This window comes from Plantactinospora alkalitolerans, assembly GCF_015690345.1.
Taxonomy (GTDB): domain Bacteria; phylum Actinomycetota; class Actinomycetes; order Mycobacteriales; family Micromonosporaceae; genus Plantactinospora; species Plantactinospora alkalitolerans.
Genome location: NZ_JADPUN010000129.1, coordinates 1 through 19,026, shown reverse-complemented (window position 1 = coordinate 19,026; position 19,026 = coordinate 1). Strand labels below are relative to the sequence as shown.

General features: G+C 67.6%; 20 protein-coding genes. 18 read left to right on the top strand and 2 right to left on the bottom strand.

Going from position 1 to position 19,026, the window contains the following annotated elements; translation table 11 throughout:
- Nucleotides 1–65 precede the first annotated feature (65 nt).
- From I0C86_RS45000 to I0C86_RS12040, 3 genes are read left to right on the top strand one after another with little or no spacing between them, the layout of a single operon-like run.
- Nucleotides 66–1,247, top strand: a complete 1,182-nt coding sequence (locus I0C86_RS45000; RefSeq protein ID WP_196201315.1) for a tyrosine-type recombinase/integrase — start codon at nucleotides 66–68, stop codon at nucleotides 1,245–1,247.
- Nucleotides 1,244–3,829, top strand: coding sequence for a tyrosine-type recombinase/integrase (locus tag I0C86_RS44995; RefSeq protein WP_323373597.1), 2,586 nt, complete (start codon nucleotides 1,244–1,246; stop codon nucleotides 3,827–3,829). Before I0C86_RS45000 ends, I0C86_RS44995 begins: the two co-directional genes overlap by 4 nt.
- A complete protein-coding gene (locus tag I0C86_RS12040; RefSeq protein WP_196201314.1) occupies nucleotides 3,826–4,413 on the top strand; it encodes a DUF6262 family protein in 588 nt (195 codons plus the stop codon). The genes I0C86_RS44995 and I0C86_RS12040 overlap by 4 nt, the downstream gene beginning before the upstream one ends.
- A 22-nt stretch (nucleotides 4,414–4,435) precedes the next feature.
- Here the strand turns inward: I0C86_RS12040 and I0C86_RS12035 are convergent, their stop codons facing one another.
- A complete protein-coding gene (locus I0C86_RS12035; protein ID WP_196201313.1) occupies nucleotides 4,436–5,146 on the bottom strand; it encodes a creatininase family protein in 711 nt (236 codons plus the stop codon).
- 140 nt (nucleotides 5,147–5,286) lie between these two features.
- Here I0C86_RS12035 and I0C86_RS12030 point away from each other — a divergent pair, with 140 nt between their 5' ends.
- The 7 genes from I0C86_RS12030 (at nucleotide 5,287) to I0C86_RS43255 (ending at nucleotide 10,075) form a co-directional block, all read left to right on the top strand.
- Entirely contained in the window at nucleotides 5,287–5,535 is a 249-nt protein-coding gene (locus I0C86_RS12030; RefSeq protein WP_196201312.1) for a hypothetical protein, read from the top strand.
- A 151-nt stretch (nucleotides 5,536–5,686) separates the two neighbouring features.
- On the top strand, nucleotides 5,687–6,280 hold the full coding sequence (locus I0C86_RS12025) for a PadR family transcriptional regulator (RefSeq protein WP_196201311.1): 594 nt from the start codon (nucleotides 5,687–5,689) through the stop codon (nucleotides 6,278–6,280).
- A 103-nt stretch (nucleotides 6,281–6,383) separates the two neighbouring features.
- Nucleotides 6,384–7,349 (top strand): ATP-binding cassette domain-containing protein, encoded by a 966-nt coding sequence (locus I0C86_RS12020; protein WP_196201310.1) that lies wholly within the window; start codon nucleotides 6,384–6,386, stop codon nucleotides 7,347–7,349.
- Nucleotides 7,346–8,191: an ABC transporter permease gene (locus I0C86_RS12015; protein WP_196201309.1), complete on the top strand. Its 846-nt coding sequence runs from the start codon at nucleotides 7,346–7,348 to the stop codon at nucleotides 8,189–8,191. The genes I0C86_RS12020 and I0C86_RS12015 overlap by 4 nt, the downstream gene beginning before the upstream one ends.
- A 103-nt stretch (nucleotides 8,192–8,294) precedes the next feature.
- Nucleotides 8,295–8,717: a DoxX family protein gene (locus tag I0C86_RS12010; protein WP_196201308.1), complete on the top strand. Its 423-nt coding sequence runs from the start codon at nucleotides 8,295–8,297 to the stop codon at nucleotides 8,715–8,717.
- A 27-nt stretch (nucleotides 8,718–8,744) separates the two neighbouring features.
- A complete protein-coding gene (locus tag I0C86_RS12005; protein ID WP_196201307.1) occupies nucleotides 8,745–9,578 on the top strand; it encodes an alpha/beta fold hydrolase in 834 nt (277 codons plus the stop codon).
- Complete coding sequence (locus I0C86_RS43255; RefSeq protein WP_255527703.1) at nucleotides 9,575–10,075, top strand: aminoglycoside phosphotransferase family protein; 501 nt, start codon at nucleotides 9,575–9,577, stop codon at nucleotides 10,073–10,075. The genes I0C86_RS12005 and I0C86_RS43255 overlap by 4 nt, the downstream gene beginning before the upstream one ends.
- Nucleotides 10,076–10,197: 122 nt before the next feature.
- Here the strand turns inward: I0C86_RS43255 and I0C86_RS11990 are convergent, their stop codons facing one another.
- On the bottom strand, nucleotides 10,198–10,413 hold the full coding sequence (locus I0C86_RS11990; RefSeq protein WP_230394014.1) for a hypothetical protein: 216 nt from the start codon (nucleotides 10,411–10,413) through the stop codon (nucleotides 10,198–10,200).
- Nucleotides 10,414–10,594: 181 nt separating this feature from the next.
- On the opposite strand from I0C86_RS11990, the gene I0C86_RS11985 reads away from it, so the two are divergent.
- From I0C86_RS11985 to I0C86_RS11950, 8 genes are all read left to right on the top strand, one after another.
- A complete protein-coding gene (locus I0C86_RS11985; protein WP_230394013.1) occupies nucleotides 10,595–11,017 on the top strand; it encodes a creatininase family protein in 423 nt (140 codons plus the stop codon).
- Nucleotides 11,018–11,053: 36 nt separating this feature from the next.
- Nucleotides 11,054–11,947: a PfkB family carbohydrate kinase gene (locus I0C86_RS11980; protein ID WP_196201306.1), complete on the top strand. Its 894-nt coding sequence runs from the start codon at nucleotides 11,054–11,056 to the stop codon at nucleotides 11,945–11,947.
- An 814-nt stretch (nucleotides 11,948–12,761) separates the two neighbouring features.
- Nucleotides 12,762–12,932 (top strand): hypothetical protein, encoded by a 171-nt coding sequence (locus I0C86_RS11975; protein WP_196201305.1) that lies wholly within the window; start codon nucleotides 12,762–12,764, stop codon nucleotides 12,930–12,932.
- 159 nt (nucleotides 12,933–13,091) lie between these two features.
- The gene (locus I0C86_RS11970; protein WP_196201304.1) at nucleotides 13,092–14,540 is read left to right on the top strand and encodes an NAD(P)-binding protein; all 1,449 of its coding nucleotides are present in this window, start codon (nucleotides 13,092–13,094) and stop codon (nucleotides 14,538–14,540) included.
- Nucleotides 14,541–14,602: 62 nt separating this feature from the next.
- Nucleotides 14,603–15,826: a hypothetical protein gene (locus I0C86_RS11965; protein WP_230394012.1), complete on the top strand. Its 1,224-nt coding sequence runs from the start codon at nucleotides 14,603–14,605 to the stop codon at nucleotides 15,824–15,826.
- Nucleotides 15,823–16,701 carry a class I SAM-dependent methyltransferase gene (locus I0C86_RS11960; RefSeq protein ID WP_196201302.1) on the top strand — a complete coding sequence of 293 codons (879 nt, stop codon included), beginning with the start codon at nucleotides 15,823–15,825 and terminating at the stop codon, nucleotides 16,699–16,701. Before I0C86_RS11965 ends, I0C86_RS11960 begins: the two co-directional genes overlap by 4 nt.
- On the top strand, nucleotides 16,698–17,306 hold the full coding sequence (locus tag I0C86_RS11955; protein WP_196201301.1) for a GTP cyclohydrolase II: 609 nt from the start codon (nucleotides 16,698–16,700) through the stop codon (nucleotides 17,304–17,306). Before I0C86_RS11960 ends, I0C86_RS11955 begins: the two co-directional genes overlap by 4 nt.
- A gap of 205 nt (nucleotides 17,307–17,511) precedes the next feature.
- Nucleotides 17,512–18,903 (top strand): UDP-glucose dehydrogenase family protein, encoded by a 1,392-nt coding sequence (locus I0C86_RS11950; protein WP_196201300.1) that lies wholly within the window; start codon nucleotides 17,512–17,514, stop codon nucleotides 18,901–18,903.
- The last annotated feature ends 123 nt before the right edge of the window (nucleotides 18,904–19,026 follow it).

The following is a 19,026-nucleotide window of genomic DNA, read 5'->3' as shown; positions in this document are numbered from 1 at the left end:
CCCGTGCTCGTTTACCGACCGGGTCCGGCACGTCCGACCTGTCGCGGCGTCGGGGTGGAGGGCATGTGGCTCGTACTGTTGTGGTCGGAGATTTCCGGGTTCAAGAGATCAGGCGGGGTGACGGGAGTCGAGCGTGGACGATCGTCTACCCGGAGGGCAACCTCCATTTGGAGGCGGACCGGTTCCTGCGCCGGCATGACGGCTCCGGCACCCAGCGGACCTATGCCTATCTGCTGGTCGATCATCTGCGGTGGCTGGATCGGGAGTGTCTGCCGCTGGCAGCGGTCGGCCTGCGGGATCTTGAGCGGTACATGGGTCTGGTCGGGGCCGAGGTCCGCATGCCGCTGGGGCAGCCATGGCGGGAGGGCAAGCGTCCGTACGGGCGCTCGGCGTTGTCGACGGCGGCGGCGTGTCTGAAGGGCTTCTACCTGCATCAGGCGTCGCTGGGGGTTAACGGTGAGCTCGGCGGGCAGCTGGGCCGGACCCGACTGCCGTCGCGGGCCGATCGGCGCCGCTCGTTTCTGGGCCACGTGAAGGCCGGGATGCCGGCGAATCCGTTGGCTCCGCGCGGGCCGCACCGCCGGCATCCGAAGATGCTGCCCGAGGGCGCGCGGGAACGGCTGCGGGCTGAGGTGAGGACGGCCCGGGACCGGATGGTGGTGACGTGGTTGGCCGACGGCGGGCTGCGCATCGGCGAGTTGTGTGGGTTGCACCTGCTGGACCTACACCTTCGCGAGAACGCCAGGTGCGGGCAGTGCCGCTCGCCGCATGTGCACGTGTGCCACCGGCCGGGCAACCCGAACCGGGCGGAGGCGAAGACCAAGCATCCGTGGCGCTTCGAGGACGGTACGGTGACCGGCGGGCTGGTCAAGCGGGTGAGCCCGGCGATGGTCCACACCTACTTCGAGTACGTCACCAGCGAGTACCCGCGCAGCGTTGCCGGGCATGGCATGCTGCTGGTCCAGCTGCACGGCCCTGGCCATGGGCAGCCGTGGGCGCCGGTGGCAGCGCGGCGGATGCTGGCTCGCGCGGGACGTCGGGCTGGCCTCGGCGCGGTGAAACCCCACTCGTTCCGGCACAGCTTCGCCAGCGCCGTGCTCGATGCGGCTGGCGGGAATCTGGTCATCGCCCGCGACGCCGGAGGCTGGTCCTCAACGTCCGTCGTGGACGAGATCTACGCGCACGTCGACGTGCACGACCCGGCGTTCGACGCCGCGCTGCGCACGGTCTGGGGCGAGTTGCGGTGACCGCGACCCTCGCGCTGCTACCGGAGCCTTCGCGACCGGACCGGGTGGGCCGGGACCGGCTGGAGATCCTCACCGTCCTGATCAGTGCGCCGTCCTTCGACCCGATGTTCCGCACCGACGTGATCCGGATTCCTCGTGACCATTCCACCTACCGGTGGTGGTGCGTGGTGCCCGCCTGTGAGCGGGTTCGGTCCAGCGGGACGGACATGTGCTCGGTGCATATGCGGGCGTGGGGCCAGGCCAGCCGGCGCGGCGTCGGTAAGGCCGCGTTCCTTGCGGCGGCGGAGCCGCTGGCACCGTCGGAGTGGGTGGAGGAGGCGGCGTGCCGGATCTGCCCGGACCGACCGGCGGCGCACACCCGGTGGCGGCTGTGCCATCGGCACCTGAGCCGGTGGAAACGCCGGGGTGTCCTGGACGAGGCAGCCTTCGCGGGCTGGGTTGCGGGGCAACAGCCGTACGCGGGCTTCGGTGGCTGCGTGGTCGCGGTGTGCCCGAGCCCGGCCGACTCGCCGCTGGGGTTGTGTTTCGGCCACGAGACGCGGTACCGCAAGGCCGGCACCCCTGGTTCGGCTGCGCTGCCGCCGGCGTGGTCCCAGTGCTACGAGCAACACGGCAGGCCGACTCCCGTGTCCTATCAGGACGAGCGGGCGTTCCGGCGCTGGTGCGCGAGTGCGGAGCCGATGCCGTGGCCGGCACAGGTGAACTCGCGTGGGCTACGCATGTTGCTGCGGGCGGAGTTGCAGTGGGGCCTGTTCGCGCACACGCAGCAGCCACGACCGACCCGCTGGGACGTCGGGTCGATCCAGAAGCTGGTCAACACCTGCCGCGCCGCCGGCATGAACTCCTTGGCCGACCTCGGGATGGACAACGCTGACCGCTGCGTCCGTCGTATCGGCGGGGAGATCGCCCGGGAGTTGTGGCGCATCTACCGCACCCCGGCCGATGCCCGCGAGACCGGGATGCTGGACACCGAGCACTTCGGGGTTCGGTTCCCGCGGCGCACCAGCCGTTTCGACCTGACTGCGATCCCGCAACGCTGGTTGCGGGATCTGGCCTGGGACTACCTGGCCGGGCTGTTGCAGTCGCCGCGCTGCCCGCGCACCGCCGGCAGCTTCGACAACCTGCGGCGCGCGTGCGTTGAGCTGGGCGCCTTCCTCGCGGTCGATGCCCTGGGCGGCGGGCACGACCCTACGGTGCTGCGCGGCGAGCACATGGGCCGGTTCGTCGCCGACCAACGCCGCCGTGAACGCGACGGACTGCCGTCGCTGGGCATCACCAAGGCTGGCGGCAAGCCTTCGACGGTCACCGCCACCACCCGCGGCTTGGTCTTCAACGGCGTACGCACGGTGATGCGCGACGCCCTGGACAGCGGTGCCGCCGACCGGCTCGGCCTGGACCGGCAGTTCGTCACCGCACTGCCGGCTTGTGAAGGGCTTCCGGTGCGGGCCCGGCGGCCGTTTCCGGATGAGGTCGCGCGTGCGCTGGCCGACGAGACGAACCTGCGCCGGCTCGCCGAGCACCATGACTCGGCCGGTCACGGCGTGCGTGACATCTGGGAGACGCTGATTGCCACAGGTCGGCGCATCGGTGAGGTGCTGGAGGTGCGCTGGGACTGCCTGGGCCGCTATGGCGGGTTGGCGATGTTCTGGCACGACCAAACCAAGGTGGGTAACTTCGACGCCGCCATCCGCATCCCGGAACGCGTCTACGGCCGGTTGGAGACGAGGCAGGCCAAGACGCTGGAACGCTTCACCGCCCGCCACGGCTACCAGCCGGTCGGCGAGCAGCGCGCCCGGCTGGCCCTGTTCCCGAGCCCGTACCGCAACCCCCTGGGGACGGTGTCACTGTCCAAGGAGTGGTTCTACGGCCCGTTCCGCGCCTGGGTCACAGAGATCGACCTTGGTCATTGGGTGCCGCATCAGGCCCGGCACACTCTGGCCACGAACCTGCTGCGCCAGGGCGCAACTCTGACCCACATCCGCCGCTACCTCGGCCAGGTCTCCGACCGGATGGCCGAGCATTACGTACATCTGGCCCACTCCGACCTGGAACAGGTGTTGCAGCACGTGTGGGTCGCCGGACCCGGGACCGCCAACCCCGGCGAGCTACTGACCACCGACACGTCGCCGCTGACCCAAGCCGAGGCGCTGGCCCTCGCGATCGACCTGTCGCGACGCAGCACGCCCGCCGAAGGCGGGTTCTGCACCTTCCAACCCGTCGTCGATGGCGGCGCCTGCCCGTGGAACCTGGACTGTCACAACTGCGACAAGTTCGTGCTGTCCGGCGCCGACCTGCTCTACTGGCGGCGCAAACGCGAACAGTGGCGGCTGCTGGCCGAAGGCGCCCCCGACGACCCCACCGCCGACTATCTGCACCAGCACTTCGAGCCGACCGCCCGGGCCATCGACGGGCTGGAGAAGGCCCTGGCTGGGCTCGGTCTCCTCGATGACGCCCTCGCGCTCGATCTACGCAAACCGCAGGACTACTTCCACCGCGTCTGGTCCACTGCCTTCCGCGCCCGCGACCTGACCGCAGCCGGCGCGCAAGCCGACGACCCCAACGACTCTCTGGATGCCGGGTGAGCGCCTCGGCCAGGTCCAGTGCCCGCACGGCCGCCGCCGTTGCGGCCCGGCGACACCGTAGCCAAGCCGCAGTGCAGCGGGTCCAGGACGCCCTCGCCGTCCTGCGGCGGGAGAAGGCCCGCGTCACTGTCGCCGCGGTCGCCCGCCGCGCCAACGTCTCCCGGACCTTCGTGTATGACAACCCGCAGGCGCGTGCCGCGGTCGCCGCCGCCGTGGCCGATGATGACCAGCGGCACACGCTGTCGCGCCTGGCGCAGGACGACGCGCGGCAGGCCGTATGGCGGGAACGCGCGCTCAACGCCGAAGACGCACTCAAGAGCGGCTACACGGAGATCGCCCGTCAACGCACCCGCATCGGTGAACTCCTCGGCCAGATCCGCGACCTGCAAGCCGAGTGGGACGATGAAACCATCGCGCGGATCACCACCGAGAACACCACGCTCAAGCAGCGGGTCCGGCAGCTGACCATCGAGAACCGCACCTTGGAGGAAAGGCTCACGGCCGCCCGGTCCACCCTACGTTTCCAGGACCGGCGCATCGCCGACCTCGAAAGCCGCATCGCCAACCCGGCCGGCAGAACTTGACCAGCGGCCGGCACATCGGCGATCAGAGCTCAAGCAGCTTGTGCACCCGGGTGAACGACCGAGACAAGCTGTCCAACACCGCCGCGCCCTTCTGCGCACTGCCTGACGACGGCCGACCGATGATCCCTGAGGCGGTATAGGCGCGCATCCCCACCGTCAGCAGATCCGGACGGTCGTTCGCATCGTGGTCGGCCGACTGATATCCCTCCCGCAGCAACTCCGGAGCCCCGTGCAGCAACAGGGAGACCTCAAGCTCCCCACCATGCATGTCCTCGTGCGACCCCGTCTCACAGCCCGCGTCGGCCCGGGCCGCTGTCCAGTCTTCGCTCGCGGGGAACAGCGCCATCCGCGGCCGGACCGTCGTTGACTGCTGCACGACGTTGCGCAGCGCATAGTTCCCGCCATGCCCGTTGACGATCACCAGGTTCTCGACCCCAGCGGCCCGCAGCGACTCGTCGATGTCCTCCACGACCGCAATCAGCGTTCGGGCGCTGATGCTTACCGTCCCGGCGAAGCTGGCGTGCTCATGCGAGCAGGAGATCGTGATCGGCGGCAGCAGCAACACTCGATAGTCGGCCGCGACACGACCCGCTACCAGGCACGCCACCACCGTGTCCGTGATCAACGGCAGATATTCACCGTGCTGCTCGAAACTGCCCACCGGCAGCACGGCGGTACGCGCGGAGCGGGCAGCCTCTTGCGCGGAGGTGGCCGTTGGCAGCAGGAAGTTCACGCTGCCTAGCGTGCCACGGGTCGTGAGTCCGGCGGCTGCCCGGTGCAGGAATGCCTGTCGAGTGGCTTTGGAGGTCTCCACCAGCACCGCTTGTAGGTCAGTGCTGACACCACCCGGACCAGGAGGGCACCCTAGTGTTGGTGGGAGTTGACACCACCCTGGCGGGCGCGCAAGCGGAACTCGTAGAGCAGGCCAAGTGGCGGGAGCACCCCAATCGGGACGTCCCCGAGCACGTCCGCGATCAGGCCGAACTGTGGGCGGGACACGCACGCACCGAACTGGAGTGGGCGAAGAGCCTGAGCAAACGACTGTCTGAGGGCGCCTACACCATGGCCGATGATCCGGGTTCGTGGCGAACGGTCCACGATCCCCTCAAGATGCGCTTCTAATCAACCTTGACTAGATGTTTCCTCCTCGCGTACTCTGGCCAAGTAGTCAAACTGGACTAGCTCAACCAATCCGTTCGCAACATCGAGAGAAGGACTCGAACCCATGGGAAAGCTCGCGATCGAGACAAGCAGATTGAGCGGAGGTGGGCGCATGTCGGCGACGAAGCTCCTGGTACTCGGTATCGTGCACCTCTCCGGCGGCGCGCATGGCTACCAGGTGCGGTCCGAACTGCAGAGCTGGGGTGCGGAGATTTGGGCCAAGATCAAGCCCGGCTCGATTTATCACGCGCTGAAGAAGGCGGCGGCTGATGGCCTCCTCACCGAACACGCCGAGCCGGGCAACTCCGGGCCGGAGCGCGTTTTGTACCGCGCGACAGCTCGGGGACGTGACGAGATAGTCGAACTGGTCCGCGACGGTCTGCGGCGCACCCATGACCCCACCATGCTCGACGCGGCCATCGCCATGTTGCCCATGCTGACCAGGACAGATGCCATCGCGCACATTAACGAGCGGGTCGCGCGCCTGGAAGCGGAGCTCGTAGGGCAGGCCAAGGGGTGGGAGCACCCCAATCGGGACGTCCCCGAGCACGTCCGCGATCAGGCCGAACTGTGGGCGGGACACGCACGCACCGAACTGGAGTGGGCGAAGAGCCTGAGCAAACGACTGTCTGAGGGCGCCTACACCATGGCCGATGATCCGGGTTCGTGGCGAACGGTCCACGATCCCCTCAAGATGCGCTTCTAATCAACCTTGACTAGATGTTTCCTCCTCGCGTACTCTGGCCAAGTAGTCAAACTTGACTAGCTCAACCAATCCGTTCGCAACACCGAGAGAAGGACTCGAACCCATGGGAAAGCTCGCGATCGAGACGAGAGGGTTGAAGAAGAGCTTCGGCAAGACCCACGCGGTCGCCGGTGTGGATCTGGCCGTGAGCGCCGGTGGCGTGTACGGCGTGCTCGGCCCGAACGGGGCGGGCAAGACCACCACGATCCGCATGCTCGCCACGCTCCTGCGCCCCGACGCCGGAGAGGCGCAAGTGCTCGGCTACGACGTCGTGCGTGATGCGCGTTCGGTACGGACCCGGGTGAGCCTTACCGGGCAGTTCGCGTCGGTCGATGAGGATCTCACCGGGGTGGAGAACCTGTTGCTGCTCGCCAGGCTGCTCGGCTACTCGCGCCCGCGGGGCAGGCGGCGAGCGGCCGACCTGCTCGACGCGTTTGGGCTCGCCAATGCCGCCGACCGGCAGGTGAAGAAGTACTCCGGCGGGATGCGCCGGCGCATCGACATCGCAGCGAGCCTGGTCGTCCCCTCGGAACTGATCTTCCTCGACGAGCCGACCACCGGGCTCGACCCGCGCAGCAGGAACCAGGTCTGGGAGATCGTCAGGGGTTTGGTCGCCGAAGGCACCACCGTGTTGTTGACCACGCAGTACCTCGACGAGGCCGACCAGCTGGCCGACCGCATCGCGGTGATCGACCACGGGAAGGTCATCGCCGAGGGCTCCAGCGGCCAGCTCAAGGCATCGTTCGGCGCCGGCTCGCTGCACGTACGGCTACGTGCGCCCGAGCAGCGGGCCGAGGCCGAGCGGGTCCTCGCCGGCGTCCTCGAGGTGCAGGTCGAGCCGTCCACCGACCCGGTCGCGCTGTCCGCAAGGATCTCCGACCCCGAGCGGGTCGCCCGCGCCCTGGCCGAGCTGTCCCGCGGCGGCATCGACGTCACCGAGTTCGCGCTCGGTCAGCCGAGCCTGGACGAGGTGTTTCTCGCCCTGACCGGTCACCCGTCCGAGGAGACACCCAAGGAGGATGCCGCATGAATGCCACGTCCGCGGAGCAGGCGTCGCCGCCGGTCACCGAGGACGCGCTGCGCGGTGTGCTCTTGGCCGGTGAGCGCCCGCCCCGACCCGGTCCGGTGAGTACCTCGTTGACATTCGGCTGGCGCGCTTTGCTGAAGATCAAACACGTCCCGGAGCAGCTCGTCGACGTGACCATGTTCCCGATCATGTTCACGTTGATGTTCGCCTACCTGTTCGGTGGCGCGCTCGCCGGGTCGACGCAGGAATACCTGCAGTTCCTATTGCCGGGCATCCTGGTGCAGGCGAACGTCATGATCACCATGAACACTGGTATTACGCTGAACACCGACATTCAGAAAGGCGTTTTCGACAGGTTCAGGTCGCTCCCGGTGTGGCGACCGTCCCCGCTGGTCGGCGCCCTGCTCGGCGATCTGGTGCGCTACTCGATCGGGTCGGCGATCGTCATCATGCTCGGCCTGGTCCTAGGGTTCCGGCCGGAGGGCGGCGCCGTCGGCGTGGTGCTCTCGGTCGCGCTGCTGCTGGTGTTCTCGTTCTGCCTGTCGTGGCTGTGGACGATGCTCAGCCTGATCCTGCGCACGCCGAACTCGGTCGCGGGGGTCAGCATGATGGTGATGTTCCCACTGACGTTCGTGAGCAACATCTTCGTGGACCCGAAGACGATGCCCGGATGGCTTCAGGCGGTCATCGAGGTCAACCCGATCACCCACCTGGCGACCGTGGTACGCGGCCTGATGCACGGCTCGGTGCCCGCCGGGGAAATCGGCTGGGTGCTCGTCTCGTCCGTACTTCTCGTCGCGGTCTTCGGTCCCATCACCATGGTCCTCTACCGCAACAAGAAATAGATCCCGCTACCGCGAGCACTTGGTCGACATCAACTCCGACAACCCGGCCCACTCGGCCAACGCCATCACCGGTACCAGGCCCGGACACGACAAGGAGAGACGCATGAGCACCATCCCCAAGAACAACTCGGAAACCGTTGCGCACACGCCCGGGCGGGCGGGCAGCATCGGCGTCTGGATTCTGCAAGTCGTCCTGGCGGCGATAATCGCCGGCGGCGGAATCTCGAAGCTCGCCGGCGACCCGGACATGGTGGACATGTTCGCCGACATCGGGGCTGGCCAGTGGCTCCGGTACCTGGTCGGAGCGCTGGAGGTCGCGGGAGGGGTTGGACTTCTGATCCCGGCTCTGGCGGGCCTGGCCAGTCTCGGGTTGGCGGCATTGCTGACCGGTGCTGTCATCACCGATCAGTTCGTGCTCGAGCAGAGCCCTTGGCTGCCGCTCGCCTTACTCGTCGTGGCGGCCGTGATCGCAAGGGCGCGGTGGTCGCGCACCGAGGCCGTCGTCGGCACGCTGCTCAGGCGCTGAGACAAACCTCTCGAACGGAGATGTGAGATGAACGAGATGGCCTTTCGCGTGACATCAAACGATGGCACCGCCATCGCCTACGACCGGAAGGGAAGCGGCCCGGCTGTCGTCCTGGTAGGCGGCGGACTGGACGACGGAGCCGAGAACGCTCCCTTGGTACCTGCTCTCGCCGAGCACTTCACGGTTTACAACTATGCCCGTCGGGGACGCGGCGCGAGCGGCTTCACCGAGCCGTACGCCGTGGACAGGGAGATCGAGGACCTGGATGCGTTGATCGCGGAGGCGGGCGGCTCGGCACACCTGTTCGGGGCGTCCTCAGGCGGCGCGCTGGCGCTGGAAGCCGCCGCGGCCGGGTCAGCCATCGACACGATCGCCGTGTGGGAGGTGCCCTACGCGGTCGGGGACGACATACGCCCGCGATTCGAGGAGTACATCGCAGACACCCGACGCGCCTTCGACGCCGGGCGAGACGAGGAGGTTCTCGAACTGTTCATGCGCATGACCGGCGCCTCCGACGACAACATCGCGGCCAGGAAAGCGGCAGGCAAGCAGACGGCGCATTGGGCGCATTCGGTCGCCCTCGCGCCCACGCTGGTCCACGACAGCGTCTTCCTCAACCGCTACCAATTGCCGGCCGATCGACTGGCAACGGTCACCCAACCGGTCCTGGTCACCACCGGAGGACCGATCACGGCCCCCTACATGGCAGGCCTGCCCTCGGACTTCTTCGACCGCGCAGCCGACGAGCTCGCAGACCTACTACCCCACGCTCAACGGGAGACCCTCGAGGGGCCGGATCACGTCGTCGACCCACAGACCGTCGGCCCGCTGTTGCTACGGTTCTTCAGCAGCGAACACTGAGGGACCCGCGAGGTGCTGCAGGCAGACCGATTAGGCACCGCGCAAGCCGCCCCGGGACCAGCCTCTCGCAGTCGCTGCCGGAACCCGAGCAGGACGAGGTCATGGCAGCCCTGCTGCAGCGGTTGTGGACCGCGACCACCGATGCCTATCCGTTCCGGCCGCTGCAGATGATGTGCGACGCCTGGGCCGCAGAGTTCGGCGAGAAGCTCACCACGTCGGCCAGCCTGATGGACCCGGGACTGACACGCGCCGGGATCGAGCTGTTTCACAGTCTGCCCGCCACCGCCGAGCGGCAGATACTGCTGTGCACCGACCTACACGCCGGCAACGTGCTGGCCGCGCAGCGGGAGCCTTGGCTTGCCATCGACCCCAAAACCGTACGTGGGCGACCCGACCTACGATGCGCTGCAACACCTGCTCAACTGCGAGGAACGGCTGGTTGCCGACCCGGCTGGGTTGGCCACCCGGCTAGCAGATCTCCTCGACCTCGACCCTGACAGGCTCATCACCTGGCTATTCGCCCATGCGTGCAGGAATCGATCGACCAACCGATCCTCGCCGGGGTCGCTGCCCGCATAGCCCCCAGATAGCCGATCCCGGCCCACCCCGGCGGGCTTGATCAACGGGTCGACCCGGTTTCGGACGCCAAAGCATGCCGCAGGGTCGCGCGGATATGTACGCTGGTCGGCAGATCCAGCCGGCATGCCGCGACGCCGTCGGCGGAGCGGCCCATCACGTCAACACCGTTAATCAGCACCGACGGCGACGGATAGTCACCGACCAGTTTCGTCACCTCAGGTGGCAGACCCAAGTCGGCCAATGCGGCGTACAGCACATCTCGGACTGGGGGAGGTTCGGGCAGTCCGGCACCGAGCGAAGTTCGACGATCACCGCTCCAGTCTGGCACCCGCGCCTCTACAAGTGATCGACCTACTCCGCACGCCAAACGGGTGAACCCGGCAAGCCCTTCGCCATTGCTGCCTCGCTGACATGTAGTTTGAACAAAGGTGCAGGTCATGGCCGTCGCGTCGGCGCTCGCGGTCGGTAAATCCAACGTCGTGCAGGAAGCGAACGTCGATGGGCGGCGCATGGCCCTGTACCCGCGCCGGCAGGACTGGGAGACCGCCCGCCAGCAGGCCGGGCTGGCCAGCAGCAGCCACGACGACATGCACGCCGGGGAGATCGAAACCTCCCTGCTGCTGCGCCTGTGTCCCGAACTCGTTCGGGACGGCTATCACAACGCTGACCACCTCACGGAACGCCCGGACCTGCTGATCCTCGGTATGCGCGGCTACACCGACAGCGGCGTCATCGGCCAGCCGTCCCTCGCCACAGCCAGCAAAGGGAAAGTCGTCCTGGATCGCCTCACCACCTCGTTAGCGGCCAGCCTTGCCGTGCTACGCAACGAAGCCCAGCCGCTTACACAGCGAGATGCCTAAAGTGCGGCAACTCCTCGATCAACTGGCCACAAACGGATGAACCACCACCCGCCCGATCAGGCCCGTTCCCCGCAGCCGCCGCATGTCGCCTTTGTCGGCCGTGCCAACATCGACATCACGGTGCGGATACCCCAACGGCCCGTCCCCGGCCGGACGACGTTCGCCTCATCACCCGCCACGACCACGCCGGGTGGCAAGAGTCTCAACCAGGCCCTGGCCGCCCGCCAGGCGGGTGCCCGCACCAGCCTGATCAGCAACGTCGGCGACGACGAATGGGGCATCTTCCTGAACCGAGCCCTCACCGACGCGGCCGTCGACGTATCCCACTTCCGACTCGTACCCTCGGCTCCGACAGGGATCGCGATCATCGAAGTCACCCCCGACGGCGAGAACTACATCGTCCTCGCACGTCCTCCAAAGACCGAGCTCACCGGCGAGCACGTGCGCAGCGCACTTCGGCAGTTGCGGGCCCCGACCGTGGTGACCCAGCTCGACCTCCAGCCCGAAGCCGTTGACGCCGTCTTCCAACATCACGATGCCGGGACGCTCATCGGCAACCTCGTACCACATCCGACGCTCGGGGCGACCGCGCTGGCCCCACTCGACCTGTTCGTCTCGAACGAAGCCGAGGCAGCGGCGATACTGGGCCGCCACCATGCTGATCCGTCGATCGCGGCTCAGGAACTCCGCAAGCTGGGGCCACGAGCGGTAGTGCTGACCGTCGGCGCCCGCGGCGCCGTCTACAGCGATGCCGACCACACAGCACTCGTGCCCGCACAGCACGTCAACGCCATCAACACCAGCGGCGCGGGCGATGCCTTCCTCGGCACCCTCGCCGCGCGACTCGCTCACAAGGTCCCACTTACTCATGCAGTCGCCGAGGGGGTTACCGCCGCAACAACCTTCGTGCGGGTCGGCGGACGGCAGTAGCAGCTCGCGGGAGGTTGTCGCGTTCGTAAAGTCGGCTCAGGTGCCGTGACGTGCGGATTTGTGCGCCCCCCAGCCAGCGGCGACAGCGACGATCTGACATCATCAGCGCGTCGTTGGTCTATCTCCTGCTCCGCCAAATCCTGCAGGGGCTGACCCACCTCGCCCGCGACGACGGCGCCAAGGACGTCGAACTACTCGTGCTGCGCCATCAGGTCGCGGTCCTACGTCGCCAGGTCGACCGCCCCAAACTGCGCTTGCCGGACAGGTTCGTGCTCATGGCCCTGTCCCTACTCCTGCAGTGCTACCAGGCCGGTTCGCGGTGCCGTCCAGGGCCGGTCTGTCTCCCGGCTTGCCGTCGCCGACTGTGGTACTCCGCCGAGTCCAGGGCTTCGGTTCGGATGCTTTCCAGCAGGTGGCGGGCCTGGCAGGACGACGCCATGCCCTGTACGGGCATTCGCCGTATCGGTTATCGCAGCAGCCGGGGAGTCCTCCCGCTGGTATGACAGTCGGACCGCGTTGCTTGCACGCGCCGGAACGGCAGCCGGCGAACCCCGGCAGCCAGAGCGCGCCGGTCGCGGTGGCGAGACCTGGTCGGAAACGTGCCTGATTGTGTCGATGACGGCAAACCGCAGGGCCGTGCTCGGCCAGCCGCTCTAGGTCTTAGGGCCGCTCACATTCGCCGCGTGATCACGTCGGAAGTCGGTGTCGAGGGTGTTCGACATCGCTGCGGTAGGCGTTGACTCGCCGGGGTTCGAGGTTTCTCACGGTCTCTATCTCGTAGGGAGGCGGGCTGATGGCCCCTATCCGTTCCTCAATGGCCTCTGTGGCCGCCCCGACCGCCGGCGGGCTCGACGAGAGCCGGCAGATTTCCGCCATCGCGGAGACGACGCTCGTGCTGGACTGCGAGACCTACACCGGCACGGTCGCGTGGGGCGGCGGCGTCACTGCCGTGACCTGGGCGCGGTGGTTCCACCTCGGCCTCTGATCGGAACGAATCGAGAGCGCTGCCGGCCCGCGGACCCCGGCCGCCGGCTGGCACCCCCGTTGTGGGCGGTCCGTTATGGGCACTTCAGTGCCTCGCGTGGACCACTAGCTAGCCCCGCCGTTTCGTGTCGCAGTCGCTTGTTGGGAGGAAGGGAACGCTATGTTCGTCGATGTTGTTGTCGTCGGTGCCGGCCCAGGTGGTCTGGCCTGCGCTCAGACGGTCGTGCGCCAGGCCCTAGGCCGGCGGGTGCTGCTGCTGGAGGCTGGGCGGGGGCTACGGAATCGGCCGTGCCCGGTTGACCGAGGGTTGCGCTGCACGGGGTGCGCCGGCATCTGCAACGTGATCAGCGGCTTCGGTGGCTGTATGCACTACGGCGACGGGGTGAAGTTGAGCTTGCTGCCATCCGGCCGCCGCCTCATTGATCACTTTGGCGAGGAACGCGCCGGCGAGTTGTGCGAGCGGGCTTTTCAGTTCCTGACCGCGCCACTTGCGGAGCGGCCGGTCCTGCATGGCACGAGTCTTGGTGCGCCGGTGATCAAGGCGTTCGCCGGTAACGGTCTGGCCATCCGGGAGTACCCGGTCGCGGTCCTAGGTGAGACGCAGGTCCGGGACATGCTCACGGCGCTGCATGGCTTCCGCGACGACGCTCTGGCCGTCTGGGAGAAGTCGGAGCTGGTCGCCGCCTCCCTCAACGGGGATCGGCTGACGGTGACGGCAGCGACGCCCGGTGGCCCTGTCACGGTCGAGACTGCACATCTGGTGCTGGCCACGGGCCGGCACGGGGTGACCAGCACACAGAATCTCCTGACGGGGTTCAGGGTGGAGACGATCGCGCCGGACATGTCGCTCGGCGTGCGTTTCGAAACGAGGGCCGAGGTGCTGGCCGCGATTGGCGTCGAGCACCCTGATCTGAAGATCACCCAGCTGGAGCAGGTGGACCGGAAGACGAAGACGTTTTGTTTTTGTGGTGGCCCGAATGGTGGCCGGATCAAGTTCACCAACTACCAGCGTTCGTTCGGACGCGAGGTGATCACGCTCGACGGGCACGAGACCACCGAACGCGGCCCGGGGGCACGGCCGCTAGCGGCTAACTTCGGCCTGTTGTGCCAGCTCGCCCGACCCGGCACCAGCACCGAAGTCCGCGCGGAGATCCTGTCCGACTATTGGCGGCTCAGCGGAGGCCGGCCGGTGGCACAGAGCCTGCGCGCCTTCATGGCCAGAACGGCCGAGCCGCGTAGTTGGCCGGAGTTGGCTGCGGCGGTGACGTTCGAGCCGTCCGTCAAGGACCTGAGTACCGCGCGGCTTGACAACTTGTTCACCGGCGGCGAGCACGCCAGCCTCATCGAGAGCTTCCGCCGTGTCATGGGCTCGATTCTGGACCACGCAGGCGCCGGCATGTCCGTGGAGGATCTTGCTGACGACGTTCTCGTGATCGGACCGGAGGTCGAGTTTCTGTGGGACCGGGTCCCGGTTGACGAGGACTGTAAGCTGTCGGGCCTGCCGATCTTCGTGGTCGGTGATGCCGCCGGGATCGCCCAAGGCGTCGTGCAGGCCGCCATGATGGGCGTTGCCGCCGGCGACGCCATCGCGAACGGCAAGCCTGCATGACCGCCGCCACGACCCGCAGCCCGGTCGCGGACCGGTTCGGGCCGCTCTACCCGGTGTCCGCGATGACGTTGCCGGTCATCCCCGGCCTCCCGATGCCGCGACTCGCCGCGCCGCCACCGGATGTGCGCAACCTCAGCCCGCACTACCGCGACCACTACGGCCCCCACATCCTGCGCGAATATCCCACTGGAGGTTCCGGGGACCGGATCGCGGTCATCGACAAGGCATTCCCGCACAGCGTCTACGACATGATGCTGCTCGCCACAGTCGGCGACGACAGAGTCATCGCGTCGTCGGTCAGTGATGTTCCCGAAGCCATGCTGACGGCGCTGCTCACAATCTGTGAGCAGTTCGTCCGCTACATCCACGCCTCCTCGACTCGGCGCCGGTTCGGTCTCGACGGGGCGCAGCTGATGATTGGCACGAACTACGACCCCTCCACGACCGACCGAGACAACGGGCAGTGGTGGGACAAGCGGATGCACTGGCACCTCAACTGCTGGCCCGCCGCTGCCTACCGCGACGCCTCGATCGTGCCCTTGGGCGAGGTGGACGACGTGAACAAGCGACGGGCGCTGGTTGACCCCATCGCGCATCTCGCCGCGCAGGTCATGTGTGACGCATTCCGTACGCAGCCGCTGCCCGCCGGCTGCCACCTGGCTGGCGATACAGATTTGCCCTCTGATGGTGGCCCGGTCGGATTCAAGATCGCTCTTCCGAGCTGGGACTTCCTGCCCGATGCCGCCTGCGCGCGGCTTCTCGTCCATCTTCATGACGTGGCCACAGGCGCGTACGCGCGGCTACGGGAGAGCTTCACAGGCAGCCCCGCGACGTCACCGCCGTGGACTCGGCCAGGGCTGCTGCCACCCGATCAGGTCGCGACGAACCTCGACGAACTCGCCTGGCTGTCCGAACCCGGACGGCAGGGCCTCCTCATGCTGAGGTCGTTGCTACGGGACGTCACCTCTTACGAGATGAACCTGATGCGGGCCGACATGGACCTCGCGAACCGGTGCCTGACCTTGGCCGGCCTGGACTATCACCTCGGATTCTGGTCGCCACCGCAATCCAGCAGCCGGCGCGGCCGTCCGCCGGTGTACCTCGTGATGCAGTTCAAGCTGCTCAGCGCCATCGGCAGCAGCCCCGCGATCGGAGGCGGCGTCGCCTCGATCCTCGACCGCTACTGCGGACCGATCATGTCGGCGCAACAGACCCGCCTACGCCGACAGTTCCAGGACGACTTCCTCGGGGTGCTGGACTGCGAGCCGCCGGAGGCAACAGCGTGACCAGCCGCACGCCCGACGCGGCCGTCGGGGCGAGCATCGCCCCGGAGATCCTTACCTACTACGTCCACGGAGCCGAGCAGGGGCGCCTGACCGACCCGCGCCGCCAGATCGAGTACCTGCGTACCCGGGACATCCTGGCCCGTCACCTTCCCCCAGCAGGAACGGTCGCAGACGTCGGCGGCGGGCCCGGCGCGTACGCGCTTCCGCTGGCTGCGGACGGCTACCACGTCCACCTCGTGGACCCCGTCCCCCTGCACCTGGAGCAAGCCGCTATCACGTCCGCCCATGCCAAGTCGCCGCTGGCGTCGATCCTGCGCGGGGACGCGCGCCGACTGCCGCTCGACACCGGCAGCTGCGACGCCGTTCTTCTACTCGGCCCGCTGTATCACCTCACTAAGGCCGCCGACCGCGCCCATGCCTGGGCCGAGGCGCACCGCGTGCTCGTTCCGGGCGGCGTTGTCGTCGCCGCAGCGACCTCCCGCTTCTACACCACCTGGGAGTACCTCGCCAAGAGCCTCTACGACGACCCGGCCGTGGAGGCGATCCTGGCCCGGCATCTGCGCGACGGGCAACACCGCAACCCGACCGGTGACCGACGGCTATTCACCACCGCCTACTTCCACACCCCGGACGACCTCGCTGCCGAAGCCACCACCGCCGGCCTGCGCCCGCGCGCCCTGCTCGCGGTCGAAGGCGCCGCGAAACTCCTTCCCGACCTCGCCGACCGCCTCCGCGACCCACACCGCCGTGACCTGCTTCTGCGCGCGATCCGCCGCATCGAGGCAGAGCCATCACTGCTCGGCATGTCGCAAAACTTCCTGCTCATCGCCCACAAGCCCACACCCGACAGCACCGCCATGGAGGAGACGAGATGACCACCGTCCGGCTCGCCGGCTGTGACCTTCCCACCGCCCACGGAGACTTCCAACTGCACGTCTTCGGTCCTGAGCCCGGGGGCGAGGAAGTGCTCGCCGCCGTCTACCGCCCCCAGCCCGCCGACCAGCAGATCCCGCTGGTACGGATGCACAGCGCCTGCATCACCGGTGACCTGCTCGGATCACTCAAATGCGACTGCGGCCCCCAGCTGGCCACATCCCTGCGCATGATCGGCGAATCTGACTACGGGATCCTGCTCTACATGCTGCGCCACGAAGGCCGCGGCATCGGCCTCGCCGCCAATATCCGCGCTCTCACCCTCGCAGACCAGGGATACGACACCGTCGCCGCGAATGCCGCCGTCGGCGCACCCGCCGATGCCCGTGATTACCGGCCCGCCGCATACGCGCTGACCTGGCTCGGCGTCACCTCGGTCCACCTTGCCACCAACAATCCCCACAAGATCGCTGCCCTCCGTACAGCCGAAATCGCAGTCGACCGTGTCCCACTGTCCGGGTTCGTCAACCCCGCAAACCGCGACTACCTTCATCAGAAAGACACCCTGCTCGGGCACCTGAACAGCAGCGGAGCCGCCACTTCCTGACGTGTTCTGGACACACCCGCTGCTTGCCCCCAGTATGCGCAATTATGTATAACTCCGACGTGCAGCAGGTGGGACCGGCTTACACGCCGGGCAACCACCGCAGCAGAACGGTGGCGCGCCGACCTCGCTTGTCAGCGGCACCACTGACGTCCCGGACCGGATCACACAGCACGTCAGTACGGCTGACGAGGAGAGGAAACGCTCAATGAAGGTCTGCGTTGTCGGCACCGGATACGTCGGTCTCACCACCAGCGTCAGCCTGGCCTTCCTGGGCCACGACACCACCTGCGTCGACCTCGACAAACAAAAGATCGACACCCTCCGCGCCGGCCGATGCCCGATCTACGAACCGCACCTGGAAGCGCTCCTCGAACAGGCCCTGTCCCGCCTGACCTTCACCACCGACTACGCCATCGGCGTACCCGACGCCGATGTCGTGTTTATCGCCGTACAGACCCCGCAACTGGACAACGGCAACCCCGACCTGCGGTACCTGCGATCCGCGGCCGAAAGCGTCGCCCAGCACCTGCACGGCGACTTCACCGTGGTGGTCAACAAGAGCACCGTCCCGATCGGCTCCGGCAACTGGGTCGACGCGCTCCTGCGCGAAGCCTACGAACGCCACCACGGCCACCGCCCCAACGGGCAATTCGCCGTCGCATCGAACCCCGAGTTCCTGCGTGAGGGCACCGCGCTCGCCGACACCTTGTACCCGGACCGGATCGTCATCGGCTCTGACAACCAAGCCAGCCTGGACGTCCTCAACCAGCTCTACCGACCCATCCTCAACCAGTCGTTCACCCCGCCCACCACGTTGCCTCGCCCCGCCGGCATCGGCGCCGTTCCGTTGGTCTCCACCGATCTGGCCTCGGCCGAGCTGATCAAGTACGCGGCCAACGCCTTCCTCGCCCTAAAGATCAGCTACATCAACGAGATCTCCGCAATCGCAGGCAAGGTCGGCGCCGACATCCGCGAGGTCGCCCGCGGCACCGGCCTCGACGCCCGCATCGGCCCCCGCTTTCTAAGCCCCGGCATCGGCTGGGGCGGATCCTGCTTCGGCAAAGACACCGCAGCGCTCATCGCCACCGCCAGCGAGTACCACCTCGCCATGCCGATCGTCACCGCCGCCCGCGACGTCAACCACCGCCAGCGCACCAAGGTCGTCGACCGGCTCCTCGACGAACTCCACATCATCAAGGGCCGAAAGATTGGCATCCTCGGTCTCGCGTTCAAACCGGACACCGACGACCTGCGGGATTCACCGGCCATCGACATCGCGAACCTGCTCCTCGAACGCGGTGCCCGAATCACCCTGCATGACCCCGTCGCCGCCGACCGCTTCCGCCGCGAACAACCCACCCTGGCCGAGTACCTCGCCGACCGCGTCGAAGACGTGTTCGACGACGCCGACGCCATCGTGGTTGCTACCGAATGGTCGCATTACCGCGACCTCGACTGGGCCAAGTTCACCCCCATCATGCGCTCACCGCTCGTCCTCGACGGGCGACACTGCCTCGACGCCGACAGGCTCGCCGAACTTGGCTACCGATACCTGACCATGACCGCGCCAGCCATCCCCCCGCGCTCCCAGGTCTAAGAACTCCTAACTCTTTGAGTGTTGGAGGCGGCGCCAGCAGATGATGGCGCAGGCGAGGGTGAGGAAGGCTTCGTGGATGTCGTCGCGGATTTCCCAGCGGATGCGTAGCCGGCGGAACCAGTG